We start from the raw sequence: 18,219 nt of genomic DNA, 5'->3' as shown, positions 1-18,219 counted from the left end.
AAAATTTTCATGCCCTACCTAAAATCGAAACATTTAACAACCAACTCGAAGAGACGGAATGAGGAGTCAGACAAAGCGAATCGTAAATTAATCTATATTGGCGGAGAAATCCGCTTTCAGTCTGAACAATATTTAGAAGATTATATTGAAGCTTATTTTGACACAATATTCCCAGAATTAGTTTTAATTAAACGTCAGTATAGTCTCAAAATGCAGCGTTGCGATTTACTATGCTGTAGCAAATTAGATAAACAAGCAATCATTATTGAATTAAAAAATGAAGAAGATAGGGGATTAGTATCACAGCTATTGAGATATCGAAAAATAATTTTACAAAATCAATCTTTTGGCGATCAAATCGATTACTCTTTGCCGATCAAATTAATCGCTATTGCTCCTACTTTTCATGAAGATAACTATACAGATAAAGAAGCATCAAAATTTGAAGATGATATATATTTTTGGAAATTCCATGTTGAATATGAGACAACAGGTGCTAAGTTCCAGTTAGAAGGTAAGAATTATGATATTCTTTACCCTGTGTTTGGCTTACCTGGTAGTTTACAAAATGAAGACCTGCAAAGTAAACTTTTACCAGCTTTTACTCATAACTTTAAAAGTAACTTGCCTGTAGATATTCATCAAAATTTTAGAATTATCAGAGAGCTTTTTATGGCTCAACCAAAAATCAAGGAAATGGTTAGTCCTACTTATAGAAAAATATTATATGGTACTGGTGAAGGAGAAAATCATAAGAAACTAGCTGAAATAACTAATACAAGTAAAGGAATATGGTTGTTTCTTTGGTTGCCAACTACGGTTAAAACTAAAATCAAAATTCCAGTAGCACGATTTGGTTTTGTATTAGCTGCAAATAACAGCCATTTTGCTCAAGATTCTGTCGTTGAATGGTTGGTATGTACTAAGACTACCATTAATCTTGAAGATCAATCTAATAATAAGATTTGTTTATCATTTGATAGACATGGTATGGCGAAATGGACAAGTGCAAATATATATTTATCTCAAGCCTCAATAGGTTCAATAAATACTTTAGATTTATTCATCTATCTCCTGAAAGGTGCTACCCGTCCTTTTGATGATTCTATTTGGGAATGGTGGAGGTCACAGGAAAAAAATACTCCTACTAATTTGGGATGGTATATTGATTTAGCTATTAAAACTTGGAACTATAGGATTAAGTAAACAATATAAAATAAACCATTTATTGATTTCATAGATGTCATTTGCAGCCAAGCTTTAGGAGTACAAAGATAACAATGGTTTCACCTAATTGACTATTCTATCAGCGCGATCGCACCTTCGCACTTTGCACACAAACTTAACCCCCCAACCCCCTTCCCTACAAGGGAAGGGGGAAAAATCTGGCTCCCCTCTCCGCTATGCCTAACGGCAGGCTTATGCCAACGGAGAGGGGTTGGGGGAGAGGTCAATTCATGCGATCGCGATAAACTGTTAAAGTCTAATTACCTGACACCAAGCTTTTTACACATAGGAGTTATAAAATGCTTGAAGTTCACAAAAATTATGTTCTCGACGAAAATCAACAACCTATTGCCGTACAAATTCCTATAGCTGAATTTGAAAAAATTGAAGAAATTCTTGAGAATTACGGTTTAGCAAAACTCATAGAGGAAGTAGAGGAAGAAAAACTACTATCAAAAGATGAAGCCCTAAAATATTATCAATCACTAAAATAAGAAAATGTAGCAAGTTGAAAACATTTATGGACTTCTACACAACAGTTTTGCGAAAGAGTGCGGGTTATTGGGTTGCTTTATGCTTAGAAAATGAACTGGTAGGACAAGGGATAAATTAAGAAGCAGCAATCAAGCAACTTAATGAAGCGATCGCATCTTTTTTGGAAGTCTATAAAATAGAATCTGATATTTACTGTACTTCAGTCAGTATAGAAGAATTACATGAGTTTTTGGCAGTGGAAGAGACAAGATTCATCTGATAAATCTATACTTTGAATCAAGGTACTCGCCTTTGAAAAACATTATATACGTAGTTTGCTGTATATTATAAAACCGAACTATTGCTCGTAATCAAAGATAAATACTTGCTCTCCTCACAAGTTCCTCAAATTGTTTTGCTATATATATAAACACGGGGCGAAAACCTTTAACAATATTTAAATTCAAAAATCGCTAAACATAGTTGAGGGATTAGTCATTTTTGACAATCCAGCATTTGGAAATCTGAAACAGTAAAGACCAATTACCAATGAAATAGGAGGTCTATTATGATGTTTAAAAAGATTTTAGTTGCATTAGATCGCTCGGAAATAGGGCAACAAGTTTTTGAAGAAGCATTGAGTTTAGCAAAGTTAACACAAGCTAGTTTAATGTTAGTCCATGTCCTATCTCCAGAAGAAGAGGGTAGCCCTTACGTACCTATGATGTCTAATTTTGACTACTATCCAGGATTGACTAGTCAAAGCTTTGAGTTATACCAAAAGCAGTGGGATACCTTTAAAAATTTGGGAATCCAGATGTTACAATCTTTCTCTGCCCAAGCTAATACAGCAGGTGTAAATACAGAATTTACGCAAAATGTTGGTAATCCTGGCAGAATTATTTGTGACTTAGCCCATAGTTATGGCGCTGACTTAATTGTTATGGGGCGGCGGGGTCATTCTGGGCTAATGGAACTATTTCTCGGTAGTGTGAGTAACTACGTTCTTCACCATGCTTCTTGTTCGGTTCATATTGTGCATCTTTCATCTGCTGTTAAAAAAGATGAAGTTGTCAAAGAAACTACAAGTACTTTAAGCGTTAACTAATTACTACTTTGTCAAAAGATTTTTGAGGGTTTGTAGTAAGGATTTTAGGGTTTAGAAGAGAAGGACTAAAGTCCTTACTACGAACTTGCTTACCATCAATTTAAATTTGACAGACTACTAATATTGCATAAATCATTGCCAGCCAAATTCTGAATTTGGTTTATTTTCAACTACCCAATTACCTCAATTAATGGCCTCTATAGAGTTAAATCGCTACAGACTATCCTTAACTGCACGGTATTAGGCTAAAATTGAGCGTAGGCGTAGCCCGTCGTAGACATCGCTTTTTCAGTGAAAAAGAAAAAGTCCTCTACCCAAAATTAGAGTTGAGAGCAAAAAGTGGATCTATGAAAGAAGATACCATTGAGATCGCTGGTTTTCATGCTCATGTTTACTTCGATGCTGCGAGTCGGGATGTCGCTGCGCGTATACGTGAAGGATTGGGCGCTAGATTTGACGTACAACTCGGACGCTGGTTTGATAAGCCTATTGGGCCTCACCCAAAAGGGATGTATCAAGTTGCTTTCTTACCGAATCAGTTTGATAAAGTCGTTCCTTGGTTAATGCTTAATCGTGAGGGATTAGATATTCTCGTCCACCCTGAGACAGGCGATGCTGTCTCAGACCACGCGATTTATTCTCTTTGGTTAGGAGAAAAGTTAGATTTGAATATTGAGTTTCTTCGACAGCTGAGTTCGACTTCATCCAATTAAGGCAAGTTGCCCACTTTGTTGGGTAAAAGTTATGGACTAAGGCGTGAAACTTGATGATGAGGACTAAAGTCCCCACTACAAACTTCTGATGTTAATTTTCATATAATTCAACTACGGGTAAACCTTTTTTGGGAATACTGCTGAGAAAGCGTTCTCGAATTGAATCTAATTTATAGCCACAAATTAAACTTAGTATGCCAAGTAAAACTGGCGTGATGACTATGTTTATAGGTAGATTAATTATGATTAGTAACAATGCTAAAATCGTCAATCCTAGCGTCAAATTTTGACAAAAACTTTTGACTTTATCTATCAAAACTAGAGATTGTCGACAACTAGGGCAATGCTTTGTATGTCTGTGCCAGATATCGTATAATTGCTCATCACTTAATTCTTGAAAAGGTACTTCTGCTACTCCCTGCAATGCGGGTTTACCACCGGCAAATTCATCTAACCATTTCCGAAAAGTAACGATGCCAACGTCAGCTACTGAAGGCATAAAATATGACTTTTGCCAAGTTTTATTCACCACAGATTCGTTAACAGCTTGAGAGTGCATCATTGATAAATCTTGGTTATTCAACTTATAGCTAGATGAATGTTTTAACCCAGTTTGCAAATATTTGGGCAGAAGCTCAAACCAGAAATTACCTTTTTGTGGAGGGCTATCAGCAATAAATTTACCAATTTGTTTACAATAACCTGATTTTGTGGGCACAAAATACAACTGAAATAAAGCAGATTTACCGTTAGAATATTTATAGCTTGTTGTATTAGAACACGGTGGAGTAAACTTCCTAGTCGCATCCATATCTTTGTTAAAAATATTGTAACCAGAATGCTTTAAAGTAAAACCATCTTCAGCAGACATTTCTCCAAATACTTCAAAATATTGCATGGTGATAGCTCTTTCTGGAGAAAATCCAGCAATTCCTTTATGCAAAAATTGAGCGTGAGAAGGATCAAAACTACTTTCGACAGAGACAGTGTAACCAACAGGAACTTCTGACATAAACCAATCGGTCAACGAGCTATCAAGTTGAGATTCTGGCATCAGGGCAGGTTGCTTGGAAGTACTATCTTCAAAGGCAGTAGGACTATTATCTGCCCAGACCCATAGTAATCCTTGTAGCACTTGAGTAGGGTATGTTGTTACTTGCGATCGCTCACTATTACAAGCAGCTTTTAAAGCCTTTTCGTCACTCAACATCGGAATATTTGTACATTTTCCCGTCTCATCAAAACACCAACCATGATGACGACACATTAGGTTTCCATTTTCATTGATACTTCCTAAAGATAACTGCGCCAATTTATGGGGGCAACTATCATCCATTGCTACCCAATTTTGATGTTTGTCTCTCCAGATTACCAGCTTTTTTCCAAGCAAAGTGATAGGGGTCGGATAAGAGGGTTCCAGATAGCTGACGGGAGTTATTGGATACCACTGTTTAGTCCAAGAGAAGCTAGTCATCATCAAATTAACTAATAATTCAACTTTTTTAATTAGGTTTGCGATCGCCTACCCGCAACGCCATACTGATACTAAAAGGGATTAGCCTCTGTCACCACTTCTGGCAGTGGAATAAACTCTGTTTCTTCTGAAACGTTAGCAAAGCGGCAATCTTGCCAATCGGCTTTTGCTTGCTCTATCCGCTCTGGTCGGCTAGAAACAAAATTCCACCATTTGTAGCGTGTACCCAATGGTTCACCACCAATAACAATACACCGAGCTGGAGCAGCAGCAGAAACCCTGATTTCATCTGCTGGTTCTAGGATGGCAAGGCGATATGGCTCTAGCAGTTGCCCATTAATGCTTAAACCTTCTGTGACGCTGTATACTGCCCTTTCTGAATAACCAGTGGGGATAGTAAAGTGAGCATTGGCAGACAGTATTACATCTAAATAGAGAATAGGTGAGAAAACTTTGACTGGTGAGGTGTACCCAAGTGCTTGTCCAGCAATGAGTTTGATGATAGCGCCATTCTCTTCCCAGGTAGGAAGGGTTTGGGCAGGATAGTGAGTGAAACTTGGATCGATTTCTTCGTATTCTACAGGCAAGGCGACCCAGGTTTGAATGCCATGAATGGTGCTTTCTTTTTGACGATCGCTGTCTGGCGATCGCTCCGAATGTACAATCCCCTTTCCCGCCGTCATCCAGTTTACGGCACCCTGTTGAATTTCCTGCACAGTGCCTAAACTATCGCGGTGCATCAAAGCACCATCAAATAGGTAAGTTACGGTGGCAAGATTGATATGAGGATGTGGTCGGACATCGATACCTTTGTTGGGTGGCAAAACAGACGGGCCAACATGATCAAAGAAGATAAATGGCCCAACCATTTGACAATGAAGATATGGCAAACTGCGGCGGGCAATAAACCCACCCAAATCTTTAACTTCAGGTTCAATCAGTTGAAGTATTGCCATAAGTGATGGGGGGTAATTGGTAAATGCTGGAATAATTATAAGTAGATCCACCAGAAAAAAGCTAACTTTTATGAGTTATCTGTTTGTGCGATCGCCTCTGGGTGGCGTTTCGCGCCATCGCTCCTCTTCGGTCAGAATTCTGTTTCGATAAACAACCTAGAGAATCAGGCATAACACGATTAGAAGGGGCTATTTGCCCTTCAATACTTTTCGGTTAAGGGGGAAAGGGGAAAGGGAAAGGGTTTGAATTTCCCTTTCCCCATTACCCTTTAACCTTTCCCCAGACCAAAAGAGAGATTATTGGGTTTAACCAAAAAGTATTGATTTGCCTTTATGCTGACCGAAAGGAGAAAAAATATTTATGAGACAAAATCTTATATACCGCCAAGGCTTGCTAAAAACCCTGACTCTAGCTTTATTTATATTGGCATCTGTGATGCCCCCCAGTGTTCTAGCTAACGAGAGCGGAAAATCCCCAACTTTCGATGGTACAACAACACTCCAAACCATACTTACTAGCAGTCATCGCTCCCTTGCAAATCGCGATCGCGACAAGTACCGCCACCCCGCCGAAACTCTAAAATTCTTTGGTTTACGCCCCAACATGACTGTGGTTGAATTATGGCCAGGGAGTGGGTGGTATACCGAGATATTAGCCCCATTTCTAGCATCAAAGGGACAACTCATAGTTACTAACTCTGCTAGTAGCAGTAAACCCACTTTGGCTTTTCAACAGAAGCTAGCAGCTAATCCAGAGGTTTTTGGTAAGGTCAAAGTGGTTCCAATTAATCCTCCAAACGAACTTACCTTAGCCCCAGACAACTCTGTAGACTTAGTTTTTTTGCCCGTACCAGCCACCACAGAATCTAGCGCAGCGTTCTCCAGTTGCGTCAATGTTAAGAGTCCCGCTTTTTTGTTAACGATCGCACTTGACATTCAAGACAGTCGCTACAATTTTTTGCAACATTTTAGAATTTAGAGGAAAATAACTGATGTCTGATTTAATGAACAAACAAATCATCCTCAAAAGTCGTCCAGTCGGCGAACCAAAAGAGAGTGATTTTGCTTTAGTAGAAACACCAACTCCCGAACCGGGTGAAGGCGAAATTCTTAGCCGCACCATTTATCTATCTCTCGACCCTTATATGCGTGGTCGCATTAGTGCAAGCGAGTCTTATGCTGCATCAGTAGAATTGAATTCTGCGATCGTGGGTGGTACAGTCAGCCAAGTAATTAAATCAAATCATCCTCAATTTCAAGTAGGGGATTTTGTTCTGAGCAATAACGGTTGGCAAACTTATGCTGTATCTAAGGGTGAGACACTGCGTAAACTTGATCCCACTCAAGCACCTTTATCTTATAGCTTAGGTGTACTGGGTATGCCTGGTCTGACTGCTTATGCTGCTTTGCTTGATATTGGTCAACCGAAAGAAGGTGAAACTGTTGTGGTTTCAGCCGCCTCTGGTGCTGTCGGTGCAGTAGCAGGTCAAATTGCCAAAATTAAAGGTGCTAGAGTAGTGGGAATTGTCGGGAGTGACGATAAGCGAGACTATATAGTTAAAGAATTAGGTTTTGATGTTGGCATTAACCGCAAAACCCAAGAACTTGATTCAGCACTCAAAGAAGCTGCACCTAATGGCATTGATGTTTACTATGACAATACAGCAGGTGTGATTTTAGAAACTGTATTGCAGCAAATCAACCTTGGGGCAAGAATTCCACTAGTAGGTTTGATTTCGGAGTATAACGCTACATCTACTCCATCAGGGCCTAATTTAATGCCATTGCTAGTCAAACGAGCTTTAATCAAAGGTTTCTTAGTTTCCGATTATCAACATCGGTTTAATGGTTTTTTGCGTGATGTTTCTGGATGGTTACAGTCTGGTCAACTTAAGTATAAAGAAGATGTAGTTATTGGTTTAGAAAACGCTCCTCGTGCATTCATCGGTTTACTTCGAGGTGAGAATTTTGGCAAGCTGATTGTCAAGGTTAATGACGACTCAACAGTCAACTGAAAGGCACATCACTAAACAGAAAGGAGCAAATTGTCGAAAGTCAGCGTCAGTAGTAGATAATTCAACTAAAGTTTTAGGTGTAACTAAATGCACAATGATTTTAGGAGTAAGCTGCCACTACTGCTGACATTCTGCTTATTTACGAGCTTTTTGCCTGCCTCTGGTTCAGTTTTATGTCCAGCCGTTGCCTCTGACGAATATTATAGAGTAGCCAGAAATAATGGCAGAGATGGACGTACAGGAACCGATGGGCGATCGGGTAGAAGCGGTGAAAACCAAAACATTTTTGTTAATGGTTCACCCGTTAATCTTGATTTATCCGGTAAAGATGGTGAAGATGGGGAAGACGGGGAACATAGCGATCGCCCTGACTGTGGTTATCAACGCGATGCCTACGGCGGGCAACGCCTACGCGTAAGCCATGATATAAATGCACCAAATGGTGGCAATGGCGGCAATGGCGGTAAGGGAGGAGATGGAGGAAATGGTGGTTCCCTCACAGTGTATTACAGCAATTTGGCAGATTTACGAAACATTTCTGTTCGGGCAACTGGTGGGCAAGGTGGACGCGGCGGTAGAGGTGGCAACGGTACGGAGGGTTGTCGCTGTCATAGGCGGAGGTGGGAAGTGAAAACCTGCAAAGGAACCCCCGGTAGCCCTGATTACAAGTGTACTGAAAAGGTTTATCGATGTAGCGACGGTAGCGATGGGCGAGATGGCAGTGATGGTAGCGATGGTAGCCAAGGGCGCTTAGGAACTTTAAGTATTGTAAATAGCAAGGAAGCTTTGGCGGCTGATACTCCAACGGTACAGCTAGCAATTTCGGAACTGACAAACAAACCAGTAAACCTTTCGAAGAACAAGTGGAATCAACGCAAAGGGGCAACTTCTCTACTTGCGCCTGGTTCTGCGATCGCAGATGATTATCGAGAGTTTGAACAGCGTCTAGAAGAAATTTTTCAAATAGCTTGGCAAGAAAAACAACCTATTACCAGCTTTGGCAATCAAGCTGTAACAGTTAATTTAACTGACAACAAACAAGTCGAAGTTACTTTTGCCGAGGACTTATGGGTTGATGGTAGCATCAAGAATGAAGCTAATTTAACAACATTTACCGTTAACCATGCCATTCCCAAAAAAGATGTCACCCGGTTAGCTGTAGCAGAGTTTGCCGAAGCAGGACAAAACCTCAACTTAAAAATAGTTGATTTGGCAGCGAAATCTGATGCTATTAATACTCAGTTTCGCATCAAATTCCGCGCCCAGGATAACTTGTACGGCTTTTCTGGCTACAAAACTGAATATGAAGGGGATATTCCCAACGAACTTGTGACTCGTGACTACAACCGTTTTACTCTAGCTTTAGGCAAGCTCAAAATTCCTGATTCAGCTTTACGTCCTGGTATCAACGTTGATATTGAAGTCGTAGCAACTCGTTCCTTGGGAATACGTTCTGCCAAGCAAACTATTAGCTGGCAGGGTGCAATCCGCAAGCCTAGTACCGCAAGGCGGAATTAAAAATTAAAAATTAAAAATGAATACAGCGTAAGCATTTTATTAATTTGGAATAGGTGGTTTATTTCTGCCGTGTTGTACTAGATAAAATTTAGGAAGATTTTTTCCCATCTGAAACCATTTGCGAAAGAATATAAGCTGCAAAATCTAGTAACTGATCCAGCAAAAAGCCAATGATACCAATGTAGAGGATCACCTGGATCATATAATCAGCATTGCCAGCTTTATAAGCTTCCCAGAGAGTAAAGCCAAGTCCTTTTGGTCCTGTTAACATTTCTATAGAAATAACTATAAACCAGGCTACCCAAATACTAACTTTCAAGGCATGAAATATATGGAATATAGCTACTCGAAAGTTATTATTTTGCCTACGAAAATGTTGCATACCAATTGCTGTATTAATAATCATCGTCCAGAGAGTTCCTAGAAAAACTACTGTAGTAGCAGCCGATTCGCTCTCTTGAAATACTATTAATGCAATAGGTAGCAAAGCTATAGGAGGGATACTATGTGGTATCTGGAATATCAGCCTAAATAACTGATAAACCATGCTATTCATGCCTATTAGGTATCCGATAAAACTACCTAACACTGCGGCAGGAATGTAACCCACAAACAACCGTTGTAGGCTAGCTAAAATGTCTAAAAACATATATTCTCTCTGCCTCAGTTCTCATGGAAAAGATTTAGAAAATACTGTGGCAACAACACAAAATAGCGAAGATAAAAATGTGTTAAATTACACGCTCTCTTTGAAAAATATAAGATTATTTCTATCTTCTCCTTGTTGGGAATTAGTCAAGAAAAGTTAGGTATTATTACGATGTTTTGGTCGTAATGTAAAGAGGGGTAAGGCTTGACTTTAGTAAACTTTATCAGAAAAATAAATCCTGATTAGTAAATTAAATACAATTTCCAAATTTTAATTGTTTGATGATTGTAGTAAGTATGAATATGTAAGATTTTTAATATTACATAAATAACAAAATTTGTTATGAGCAATACAGAATATTTATAAAATAAGGAGTGTCGATATACTTTATTAAGTAAAAACAAAATTACTGTAGGGAAGCCAATGCGTTGCCCGGATTTTTTACCACTGAAAAATCCGGGTGTCTATTTCTTCAAAAATCAACTCTGTCAGCGTTATTTCAATGCAAACAAAAAGAAAGACATGATTGGCATTCCATATAGCGCTGCGATTGGTTATACCATTTCAATCGATGTATGATTACTGTAAAATAAGTAATTATACATTTACGTTATAAATTTCAGGTGTCCTTTTTATCCAGATGCGATTATTTCCCTAGATTCCGCTTCATTTGTTCTAATTCATCTTGGGTTTCCCAGCTACGGAACTTCTCTTCTAAGTCATCAAACCCACTAGAATAATTGCTAGTTTTATTTGACCAGCCACTGGTTTCAAAACGCTGTTGAGTTTGTGCTTTATCACGGGCTGTTTGTGCTTCGGCTGCTTTAGCTTGAACCTCTTGTCGCCGTTGCTGGATTTTTCGTAATAGTTCTTGAGATTGGTTAATGCGTTCTTTCAGCCCTTGCATGTGTCCCCAGCGCTGATTTCCTTCGCGCAACAGGGCTGCTTCTCGCTCACCCGCCGCAGTCGCTAAATCTTCTCTGCCGGCGTTTTTGGCTTTTTGAACACGGATATGCCAACGCTGAATTTCTTGAGCGGTGGAGAGAATTTCTTCTTGCGATCGCTTCTCTTGCAATTGTAAATCTGCGATCAGCTTTAATGTGTCTTCTTCTTGCTCACGCAGCTGTTCTAGCAGCGCCTCTAACTCCAAATGTGGATTGTTACGCAAGAATTCTTCTAAACGGTTTTCTAAAAACCGACTCAAATCATCAAATAATCCCACTGCTAGAACTCCAGAGATCGGGTGCGTGACTATTTTATTGTAGTAGTCAGGTGGACTTCTGGGTGTTAGTTAGATTTCAAAGTTGGGAAGAATGTATGTGGTGAAACTACGTAAACAACGCTGACTTACAAAATAAGGCTTTAATCAGTATGAGTTCTGATTTTCAACCGCCACCTAAGAACTTGTCCATACTAGCTTCTGTAGGAGGGGTAGTTACAGCTGTAATAGCGATCGCAATTTTAAATAGTTGGTCTAAGCAACTTTCCCAAGCTTCCATAGAAAAACCGGAAATCTCAACATCCGAAACTACTTCACGCCAGTTGGTACAACCAAAGAAACCCCAAAACCCTACATCTGGTGCTGAAGCAGCTGAAATCATTGCCAGTCTTGATGCTAAATCTGTAGTTTTACCAGGTCAAGCTATTCCTAAGAACCAACTCACAGTAGCGATAATTCCCTACATTGCTCCGGGAGTTGGAAAACTAACTCCAGAGGAAATGACAACGGCACGTATTGCTTGGTCATATTTCCAGCGCAACTGGAATGATGAAACTGGTTTGATCAATTCCGTTGATGGCTTTGCCTCCGTCAGTATGTGGGATCAGACAGCAGCGATCGCAGCCTTAGTTAGTGCTAAAGAACTCAATATCGTGCCTGCGGCTGAATTTGAAGCCAAAATGAGCAAAATGTTGAAAACCCTGGCATCAATGCCTTTATATAAAGGGGAATTACCCAACAAGGTTTACAATGCCAAAACCCTCGTACCCGTCAATTATGGTCAACTAGAAAAACGCGAAGAAATTGGTTGGTCAGCTATTGATTTAGGAAGGATGGCAATCTGGTTGAAGATTGTCGAGGCAAAGTATCCAGAAATGCGATCGCTTTCTACAGACGTTTGGAAACATTGGCAAGTCAAGCGCATTACCAAAAATGGAAAAATGTACGGGACTGCCGTTATTAAAGGTAGAGAACAATACAATCAAGAAGGCCGCTTGGGCTATGAGAATTATGCTGCCTACGGATTAAAGCTTTGGGGCTTGAATGTTACACAAGCATTGGACTATCAGTCCAATGTTGCCTTTGTTGATCTTTACGGACAGGGAGTTCCTTATGATCGCCGCGACTATAAAAACTCTGGAGCCAATAACTACGTTCTTAGCGAACCCTATATTTTAGATGGTATCGAAACTGGGTTTCAAGCTTTGCCTAAAGCTTATGCCGATCGGATTTTAGCTGCTCAAGCAGGGCGTTATGAAGCGACAAAACAATTAACTGCTGTCACCGAAGATAACTTAGATCGCCCTCCCTACTTTGTTTACAGCAGCTTGTTTGTCAACGGAGAACCTTGGGCAACCATCACAGATACCCAACAAAAACACAACGATTTGCGGTTCCTCAGTGCCAAAGCTGCGATCGGCTGGCACGTGCTTTATAATACTGATTATACGCAGCAGTTATTTAATTTCGTCCAAGCTAACCTTAACTCTAAAGATGGTTGGTACAACGGCTTTTATGAGTCTATGCGTCAGCCAAATAAAACTCTCACCGCCAACAATAATGGCGTAATTTTAGAAAGCTTACTGTATAAACAAGTTGGACAACCACTCACCGTTTGGGCAGGAGTCAAAAGCCAGAAGTCAACCAAAAGGGCTATCAGAACACCATAAGTTACAGCTAAGATTATCAGATATGAAAAAATTGGCGTTGCATAATAGAAGTTATCTACTGTGCAATGTCCATACCGTGTCAATACTTTTCGGTTAAGGGAGAAAGGGGAAAGGGAAAGGGTTTGAATTTCCCTTTCCCCTTTCCCCCTTAACCTTTCCCCAGACCAAAAGAGAGATTATTGGGTTTAACCGAAAAGTATTGCATACCGTGTAACTACGGTAATTTGCAATATCCATTAAGTAACGCCACTTTATGGCAAAAGTCTCTGAACGGACACTGAAATATCTGCGAATGCTAATGGTGTAACCGTTCCTTGTGTAAGAGTATATTCTTCAACATACTTACCATTTTGAGGGTTTCTGAACACAATCATCTGTTTAGCAGATAAATTTAAAACCCAATATTCTTGAATCTCAGCCGTAGCATAAATCGCAGCCTTGATCTCCAAGTCCTTGTTTAAGCTGGTTTTAGCAACTTCTACAATCCAAAATATATCTTGAGGAGCGGGATGGCGATCGCTGTAGGATGATTCTGGAAGTCGAACAATTGCAATATCAGGTTCGGGTTCCGAGTCGGATAGTGTAATGGGCCCATTGAAGCGGACATCAGCTTTACCTAATAGCAACTCTTCTAAATATTTTGCACCTCGTTTTGCTGTGGTGTAGTGAATTGGGGTTTCTGGACTTATCTCAACAATTTCGCCTGCTAGCAATTCCAGATGACGACCATGCAGAATGCCCGCCTCAACCATGCGGTGATAGTCGTCTACAGACCATTTAGCCAGGGTTTTAATAGCAGAATTGCTCACATTCTTGTGATAGACCTAGTTTAATTTTAAAAGTTGCTGGACTGTGTTTGGGACAATCTGAAAATACGATCACCATCTTTGCCTGACAACCAACTACTTGCTATCTTGCGCCCCTAACTGCTCTAACAAGTCATGAATTGATAAAACGGGTACGGTTGAACTCAAAAAACCTTGCGTATCGCGTGTCACAATAGCATCTAAACCTTGAGCAATAGCACAAGCGATTTGAACAGCATCTTCAAAATCAGCTAAACCAGATCCAAACGCTGATTTCAAGACGGCTCGATTAACAGGACAAATTACCATAACAGTCAGCGTTTCTGAAACTGCTTGCCGTGCTTGCTCTATGCTGCGCGTGTGTTTTCGGGAAATATAAAAAATATCTGTAAGTGTTGTCGCTGTGATATGTCCAACGACACGACCAGAATCAATCTCCTGAAACAACAGTTCCGCGTCTTGGAAAAATGGAGATCGCTGTAACAGAAAATCTAGAACGATATTTGTATCAATTAAAACTTTCATTAAAGATACTTGTCCACTCGTCGCTCTTCTAACATTGCAGCCACTTCTTCATCAGTCGGTGCTGGCTGGTCTGTTTTTAGCAAGCCTCGCATCCGTCTAATCGCGCTAGAGCGCTCAGGCTCAGAAATTGGCGTGTCTTGCAAGGACTCAATGATGGCGCTTACCAGTGCAAGGCGATCGCTTGGTGGTAACTTGAAGACCTGCTCCTTCAATTCTTGTAGCAACATAGACGGCTCCTATAGTCGAAGGTGTCTAACATCTAGTATGAGCGATCGCGCCTTCTATGACCAGATTTATTGACCCTGTTACAGTTCCCAAGTGCAGGTCTTATTTTTATTTTGCGATCGCACCCCATCTCAAAAATCATCAGCGATCGCGCGAGCAATGTCCAAAGTGGTTATCAACTCATAACCGCAAAAATGATAAAAAATGTATTCAACAAAGCATTTGCTACTTCTGCCAAGACGCAGACCGCCATGCTGCTTTGGGGATACTACCAACCTCAATGTCTTTAACTCGAAATGACGTAGGCGTAGCCCACCGCAGGCATTGCTGCAACAGAAAATCTAGGACAATACTTATATCAATTAAAACTTTTATTAAAGATACCGACTCCACCGAATCGATAAAGCCATTACACAAAAAATACACCTAATAAATCTTGATTTAGGAATATAACTGTACAGACGCGCTATGCGCTTCTAACTCCTAACTCTTTCTTCGCCTTATGATATACAAACCTCCTCAACAAAAGCTGTTGAGATGGATTGCATTGTTCCTAATTGGAACATTTCTGCAATTTTTGTTTTACATCCCGACACCAGTCTTATCTCAAAATTCCAATAGCTGTAGCAATATTACAGCCCCTCTGACACCTGAAGAACAAACTTACGCTCGTGGGGCTTGGCAGTATTTTGTCAAAAACTATCAGCCAGCAACAGGATTTACCAATTCTACAGGGGGTTATCCTTCTGGTACACTTTGGGATATGGGTAACTACCTGATGGCGTTGAATGCTGCACGCTGGTTGAATCTCACTGACCAAGCAGATTTTGATGCTCGTCTCAACAAATTTTTAACGACTCTCAGCAGCTTAAAGTTATTTGAAGATGCCTTGCCCAATAAAGTCTATAACGCAGCCAATTCACAAATGGTTGATTATGGAAATAATCCACTGGAGCGAGGTATTGGTTGGTCTGCTTTGGATGTCGGGCGAATACTTGCAGCATTTGATGTCATCCGCACCTGTCACCCTCAATATAATGATTGGCTTAAAGGAATTGTAGCGAAGTGGCAAGTGGCGCGATCGCTCAAAGATGGACAACTTTTTGGCGCTACTGTTCTCCCAGACAACAAAACGTTGTTGGTGCAAGAAGGACGACTCGGCTACGAAGAATACGGCGCTAGAGGTTATGGACTTTGGGGTTTCTCCGCACCCAAGGCTATTGCTTTAGAACCGTTTAAGTTAGTCGAAATTAATGGTGTGCAAATTCCCGTTGATACCCGTGACTTTAAAAGCACTAATGCTAATAATTACGTTGTTAGTGAGTCTTATATCCTTGAAGGGATTGAGTTTGGCTTGCAAGGTGAATTAGCTGATTTTGCTGCCAGGGTTTTAGATGTACAAAAACGGCGTTACGATACCACAGGGCAGTTAACTGCGGTTACAGAAGATAATATCGATCAAGCGCCTTATTTTCTCTACAACACCGTCTACGCCAACGGTGCAAACTGGGCAACAATCACGGATGCTAATCAACCTTATCCACAGTTTCGCAGCATCAGCACCAAAGCTGCTTTTGGTTGGCGCTATCTTTTTCCAGAGAATGCTTATGCTCAAAAAGTTTTTGATGCTGTCAAGGATCTCCGTAGCCCTGATGATAGTGGTTACTATGCTGGTATCTATGAAGAATCAAAACAGCCTAATAAAGCTTTGACAGGTAATACTAATGGGCTGATTTTGGAGATTTTGTACTACAAAGCTAAGGGAAATCACCCTTTAATTGCTTCTGGTTCTGCGAGTGTGTCTACTGGCAAGCCGAGTGAAAATGCTTCTCCTGCAACACCCTCAAATCAACCGAATTCTACTGTTAAAACTCCGGCTAAAACATCCTCAAATCAACCGAATTCTACTGTTAAAACTCCGCCTGCAACCCCTGCGGATACTTCTAAACCTACAGAAGTCGCCGTTGCACCTATTCCACCAGTAGATAGTCCTCAGCCATCATCTCAGATCAAGATGGAGCGACCACTGTCGGTTATTGAACGGCGTTATGCAGAAGCAGCTTGGCGATACTTTCAAGCGAATTATCACTCCAAAAATGGGCTGATTGACGATCGCAGTGATTTCAAAGGCGCAACCCTCTGGGGACTAGGAGATTATCTCGCAGCGCTCCATGCAGCGCGATCGCTCGATATAATTACTCCCAAGGAATTTGACCAGCGCACCCGCCATCTTTTAGGAGCTTTGACAAAGTTACCATTGTTTGCTGGAGAATTACCGGGTCGGAGTTATGATACGCGATCGCTCCAACCAGTAGATTACGGTGGAAATCCAGCCCCAGAAGGAAACGGCTGGTCAGCTTTGGATTTAGGTAGAATGCTGGTAGCACTTTACAACTTAAAAACCTGTCATTCAGAATACACGGCTGCGGTAGATAAAATTGTGCTGGATTGGTCATACTTGCGTGTGGTACGCGAAGGTATTCTATCCAGTGCGACTGTCACCAAAGAGCAAGAAGGGCGATCGCTAATCCGCGTCAACCCAGAAACCCGCTTGGGATATGAAGAATATGCAGCTAGAGCTTTTCAATTATGGGGATTTAATGTTAATGGTTCTGCTGTTGGCGGAGAATATCAAACTGCCTTAGTAGAGGGAGTGAAAGTGCCAATTCAACGCCACCGCAAAGATAGCAACTCCAAAAACCAATACACAGTTAGTAATCCTTTCTTACTCTATGCTTTGGAGTTTGGACTAGATCCACAAATGCGATCGCTCTTTGCACCAATTTTTCAAGCACAAGCTGAACGTTATCGTCGCACCGGCAACCTCACAGCCTCAGCTACCACCTTGATTGATCGTAAGCCTTACACTGTCCACAGCACAATTACTGGAAAAGGTGAGTCTTGGGTGGCTTTAGGAGATGATGGGCAAACTGTACCAAAAGGGCGATTGGTAAGTACAGCAGTCGCTTTTGCCTATCATGCCCTGCTTCCAGAAAACAAGTACAGTCAAGAGTTACTGCAAGGAACGACTGACTTATATAACCCATTAGCTGGATTTTATGAGGGTTTCTATGAAAATACTGGTAAAACAGCAGTTGGTTTCACCAGCAGCACCAACAGTATGATTTTGCAATCCTTGCTGTACAAGGTAATGAATCAACAACCTCTAATTCGTCCGACAAATGACATGAAATCTCCTTGGTGGCAAGAAGTTAGTAAGGGAAATTCTGGGCGAGGTCTACCCAACACTGCCACACAACAAACCAAGTTAATTTCTGATAGTTCTGGTAGTTACTGGGTTTCAAGGAGCGATGGTCACTAAGATCGCAGAAATGCAAAGATGCGTCCCTGCCTTCTCTAGTCAGTAATGTTGGGTTGATAATAAGTTGTTAGTAATCACTTCAAGTAGGGAATACTTATTCTGAGAGAATGCAGATTATGTAAGCTAACCCAACCTATACACAGACGGGGCTTCCCAATTCATCGGGAATAGCCTCTCTTTTGTTTGCAGTTTTATTGGTCTGACATTCTCTCCTTTTGGCATAAATCCTGGTTCCTAAAAACACAGTCTTTTCATTGCAACATATACCTATCAGCTTGGCTTTTGCTTATGGCCTCGATGGTTAATGAGCGCAGTCGA

At 40.7% G+C, this 18,219-nt stretch carries 17 protein-coding genes; 10 read left to right on the top strand and 7 right to left on the bottom strand.

What is annotated here, in order from left to right; genetic code table 11:
• The first annotated feature begins 9 nt into the window (after positions 1 to 9).
• The 4 genes from ACFFRD_RS17425 (at position 10) to ACFFRD_RS17410 (ending at position 3,522) form a co-directional block, all read left to right on the top strand.
• Positions 10 to 1,206 (top strand): hypothetical protein, encoded by a 1,197-nt coding sequence (locus ACFFRD_RS17425; RefSeq protein WP_392482503.1) that lies wholly within the window; start codon positions 10 to 12, stop codon positions 1,204 to 1,206.
• A 320-nt stretch (positions 1,207 to 1,526) separates the two neighbouring features.
• A complete protein-coding gene (locus ACFFRD_RS17420) occupies positions 1,527 to 1,721 on the top strand; it encodes a hypothetical protein (RefSeq protein WP_392482502.1) in 195 nt (64 codons plus the stop codon).
• Between the two features lie 551 nt (positions 1,722 to 2,272).
• Positions 2,273 to 2,809, top strand: coding sequence for a universal stress protein (locus ACFFRD_RS17415; RefSeq protein ID WP_392483099.1), 537 nt, complete (start codon positions 2,273 to 2,275; stop codon positions 2,807 to 2,809).
• Positions 2,810 to 3,156: 347 nt separating this feature from the next.
• Complete coding sequence (locus ACFFRD_RS17410; RefSeq protein WP_392482501.1) at positions 3,157 to 3,522, top strand: DOPA 4,5-dioxygenase family protein; 366 nt, start codon at positions 3,157 to 3,159, stop codon at positions 3,520 to 3,522.
• A gap of 91 nt (positions 3,523 to 3,613) precedes the next feature.
• Here ACFFRD_RS17410 and ACFFRD_RS17405 read toward each other — a convergent pair whose 3' ends face one another.
• Entirely contained in the window at positions 3,614 to 4,996 is a 1,383-nt protein-coding gene (locus ACFFRD_RS17405) for a Rieske 2Fe-2S domain-containing protein (RefSeq protein WP_392483098.1), read from the bottom strand.
• Between the two features lie 71 nt (positions 4,997 to 5,067).
• Positions 5,068 to 5,952: a pirin family protein gene (locus ACFFRD_RS17400; protein ID WP_392482500.1), complete on the bottom strand. Its 885-nt coding sequence runs from the start codon at positions 5,950 to 5,952 to the stop codon at positions 5,068 to 5,070.
• Between the two features lie 361 nt (positions 5,953 to 6,313).
• On the opposite strand from ACFFRD_RS17400, the gene ACFFRD_RS17395 reads away from it, so the two are divergent.
• The 3 genes from ACFFRD_RS17395 to ACFFRD_RS17385 all read left to right on the top strand — a co-directional run bounded on the left by ACFFRD_RS17395 (position 6,314) and on the right by ACFFRD_RS17385 (position 9,485).
• Positions 6,314 to 6,931 carry a hypothetical protein gene (locus ACFFRD_RS17395; RefSeq protein ID WP_392482499.1) on the top strand — a complete coding sequence of 206 codons (618 nt, stop codon included), beginning with the start codon at positions 6,314 to 6,316 and terminating at the stop codon, positions 6,929 to 6,931.
• A gap of 13 nt (positions 6,932 to 6,944) precedes the next feature.
• Positions 6,945 to 7,967 carry an NADP-dependent oxidoreductase gene (locus ACFFRD_RS17390; protein ID WP_392482498.1) on the top strand — a complete coding sequence of 341 codons (1,023 nt, stop codon included), beginning with the start codon at positions 6,945 to 6,947 and terminating at the stop codon, positions 7,965 to 7,967.
• 87 nt (positions 7,968 to 8,054) lie between these two features.
• On the top strand, positions 8,055 to 9,485 hold the full coding sequence (locus ACFFRD_RS17385) for a collagen-like protein (protein WP_392482497.1): 1,431 nt from the start codon (positions 8,055 to 8,057) through the stop codon (positions 9,483 to 9,485).
• Between the two features lie 88 nt (positions 9,486 to 9,573).
• On the opposite strand, the gene ACFFRD_RS17380 is transcribed toward ACFFRD_RS17385, so the two are convergent.
• On the bottom strand, positions 9,574 to 10,134 hold the full coding sequence (locus ACFFRD_RS17380; protein ID WP_392482496.1) for a nitrate transporter: 561 nt from the start codon (positions 10,132 to 10,134) through the stop codon (positions 9,574 to 9,576).
• Between the two features lie 646 nt (positions 10,135 to 10,780).
• Entirely contained in the window at positions 10,781 to 11,356 is a 576-nt protein-coding gene (locus ACFFRD_RS17375) for a TIGR04376 family protein (protein WP_190965325.1), read from the bottom strand.
• Between the two features lie 149 nt (positions 11,357 to 11,505).
• Here ACFFRD_RS17375 and ACFFRD_RS17370 point away from each other — a divergent pair, with 149 nt between their 5' ends.
• Positions 11,506 to 13,023, top strand: coding sequence for a DUF3131 domain-containing protein (locus tag ACFFRD_RS17370; RefSeq protein WP_392482495.1), 1,518 nt, complete (start codon positions 11,506 to 11,508; stop codon positions 13,021 to 13,023).
• A gap of 251 nt (positions 13,024 to 13,274) precedes the next feature.
• On the opposite strand, the gene ACFFRD_RS17365 is transcribed toward ACFFRD_RS17370, so the two are convergent.
• The 3 genes from ACFFRD_RS17365 to ACFFRD_RS17355 form a co-directional block, all read right to left on the bottom strand.
• A complete protein-coding gene (locus ACFFRD_RS17365) occupies positions 13,275 to 13,817 on the bottom strand; it encodes a Uma2 family endonuclease (RefSeq protein WP_392483097.1) in 543 nt (180 codons plus the stop codon).
• Between the two features lie 108 nt (positions 13,818 to 13,925).
• Positions 13,926 to 14,354, bottom strand: coding sequence for a PIN domain-containing protein (locus ACFFRD_RS17360; protein ID WP_163929827.1), 429 nt, complete (start codon positions 14,352 to 14,354; stop codon positions 13,926 to 13,928).
• Positions 14,354 to 14,581, bottom strand: a complete 228-nt coding sequence (locus ACFFRD_RS17355; protein ID WP_163929826.1) for a hypothetical protein — start codon at positions 14,579 to 14,581, stop codon at positions 14,354 to 14,356. Before ACFFRD_RS17355 ends, ACFFRD_RS17360 begins: the two co-directional genes overlap by 1 nt.
• Before the next feature lie 56 nt (positions 14,582 to 14,637).
• On the opposite strand from ACFFRD_RS17355, the gene ACFFRD_RS17350 reads away from it, so the two are divergent.
• Entirely contained in the window at positions 14,638 to 15,009 is a 372-nt protein-coding gene (locus tag ACFFRD_RS17350) for a hypothetical protein (RefSeq protein WP_392482494.1), read from the top strand.
• Between the two features lie 72 nt (positions 15,010 to 15,081).
• Complete coding sequence (locus tag ACFFRD_RS17345; protein WP_392482493.1) at positions 15,082 to 17,901, top strand: DUF3131 domain-containing protein; 2,820 nt, start codon at positions 15,082 to 15,084, stop codon at positions 17,899 to 17,901.
• The last annotated feature ends 318 nt before the right edge of the window (positions 17,902 to 18,219 follow it).

It is taken from the genome of Nostoc sp. C110, from assembly GCF_043099725.1.
GTDB lineage: Bacteria > Cyanobacteriota > Cyanobacteriia > Cyanobacteriales > Nostocaceae > Nostoc > Nostoc muscorum_A.
The sequence above is the reverse complement of the archived record's forward strand: the minus strand, read 5'-3'. Positions and strand labels throughout refer to the sequence as shown.

Coding starts and splice junctions, on each gene's coding strand:
- ACFFRD_RS17425 (WP_392482503.1), top strand. CDS start 10: ATGCCCTACCTAAAATCGAAACATTTAACAACCAACTCGAAGAGACGG.
- ACFFRD_RS17420 (WP_392482502.1), top strand. CDS start 1,527: ATGCTTGAAGTTCACAAAAATTATGTTCTCGACGAAAATCAACAACCT.
- ACFFRD_RS17415 (WP_392483099.1), top strand. CDS start 2,273: ATGTTTAAAAAGATTTTAGTTGCATTAGATCGCTCGGAAATAGGGCAA.
- ACFFRD_RS17410 (WP_392482501.1), top strand. CDS start 3,157: ATGAAAGAAGATACCATTGAGATCGCTGGTTTTCATGCTCATGTTTAC.
- ACFFRD_RS17405 (WP_392483098.1), bottom strand. CDS start 4,996: ATGACTAGCTTCTCTTGGACTAAACAGTGGTATCCAATAACTCCCGTC.
- ACFFRD_RS17400 (WP_392482500.1), bottom strand. CDS start 5,952: ATGGCAATACTTCAACTGATTGAACCTGAAGTTAAAGATTTGGGTGGG.
- ACFFRD_RS17395 (WP_392482499.1), top strand. CDS start 6,314: ATGAGACAAAATCTTATATACCGCCAAGGCTTGCTAAAAACCCTGACT.
- ACFFRD_RS17390 (WP_392482498.1), top strand. CDS start 6,945: ATGTCTGATTTAATGAACAAACAAATCATCCTCAAAAGTCGTCCAGTC.
- ACFFRD_RS17385 (WP_392482497.1), top strand. CDS start 8,055: ATGCACAATGATTTTAGGAGTAAGCTGCCACTACTGCTGACATTCTGC.
- ACFFRD_RS17380 (WP_392482496.1), bottom strand. CDS start 10,134: ATGTTTTTAGACATTTTAGCTAGCCTACAACGGTTGTTTGTGGGTTAC.
- ACFFRD_RS17370 (WP_392482495.1), top strand. CDS start 11,506: ATGAGTTCTGATTTTCAACCGCCACCTAAGAACTTGTCCATACTAGCT.
- ACFFRD_RS17360 (WP_163929827.1), bottom strand. CDS start 14,354: ATGAAAGTTTTAATTGATACAAATATCGTTCTAGATTTTCTGTTACAG.
- ACFFRD_RS17355 (WP_163929826.1), bottom strand. CDS start 14,581: ATGTTGCTACAAGAATTGAAGGAGCAGGTCTTCAAGTTACCACCAAGC.
- ACFFRD_RS17350 (WP_392482494.1), top strand. CDS start 14,638: ATGACCAGATTTATTGACCCTGTTACAGTTCCCAAGTGCAGGTCTTAT.
- ACFFRD_RS17345 (WP_392482493.1), top strand. CDS start 15,082: ATGATATACAAACCTCCTCAACAAAAGCTGTTGAGATGGATTGCATTG.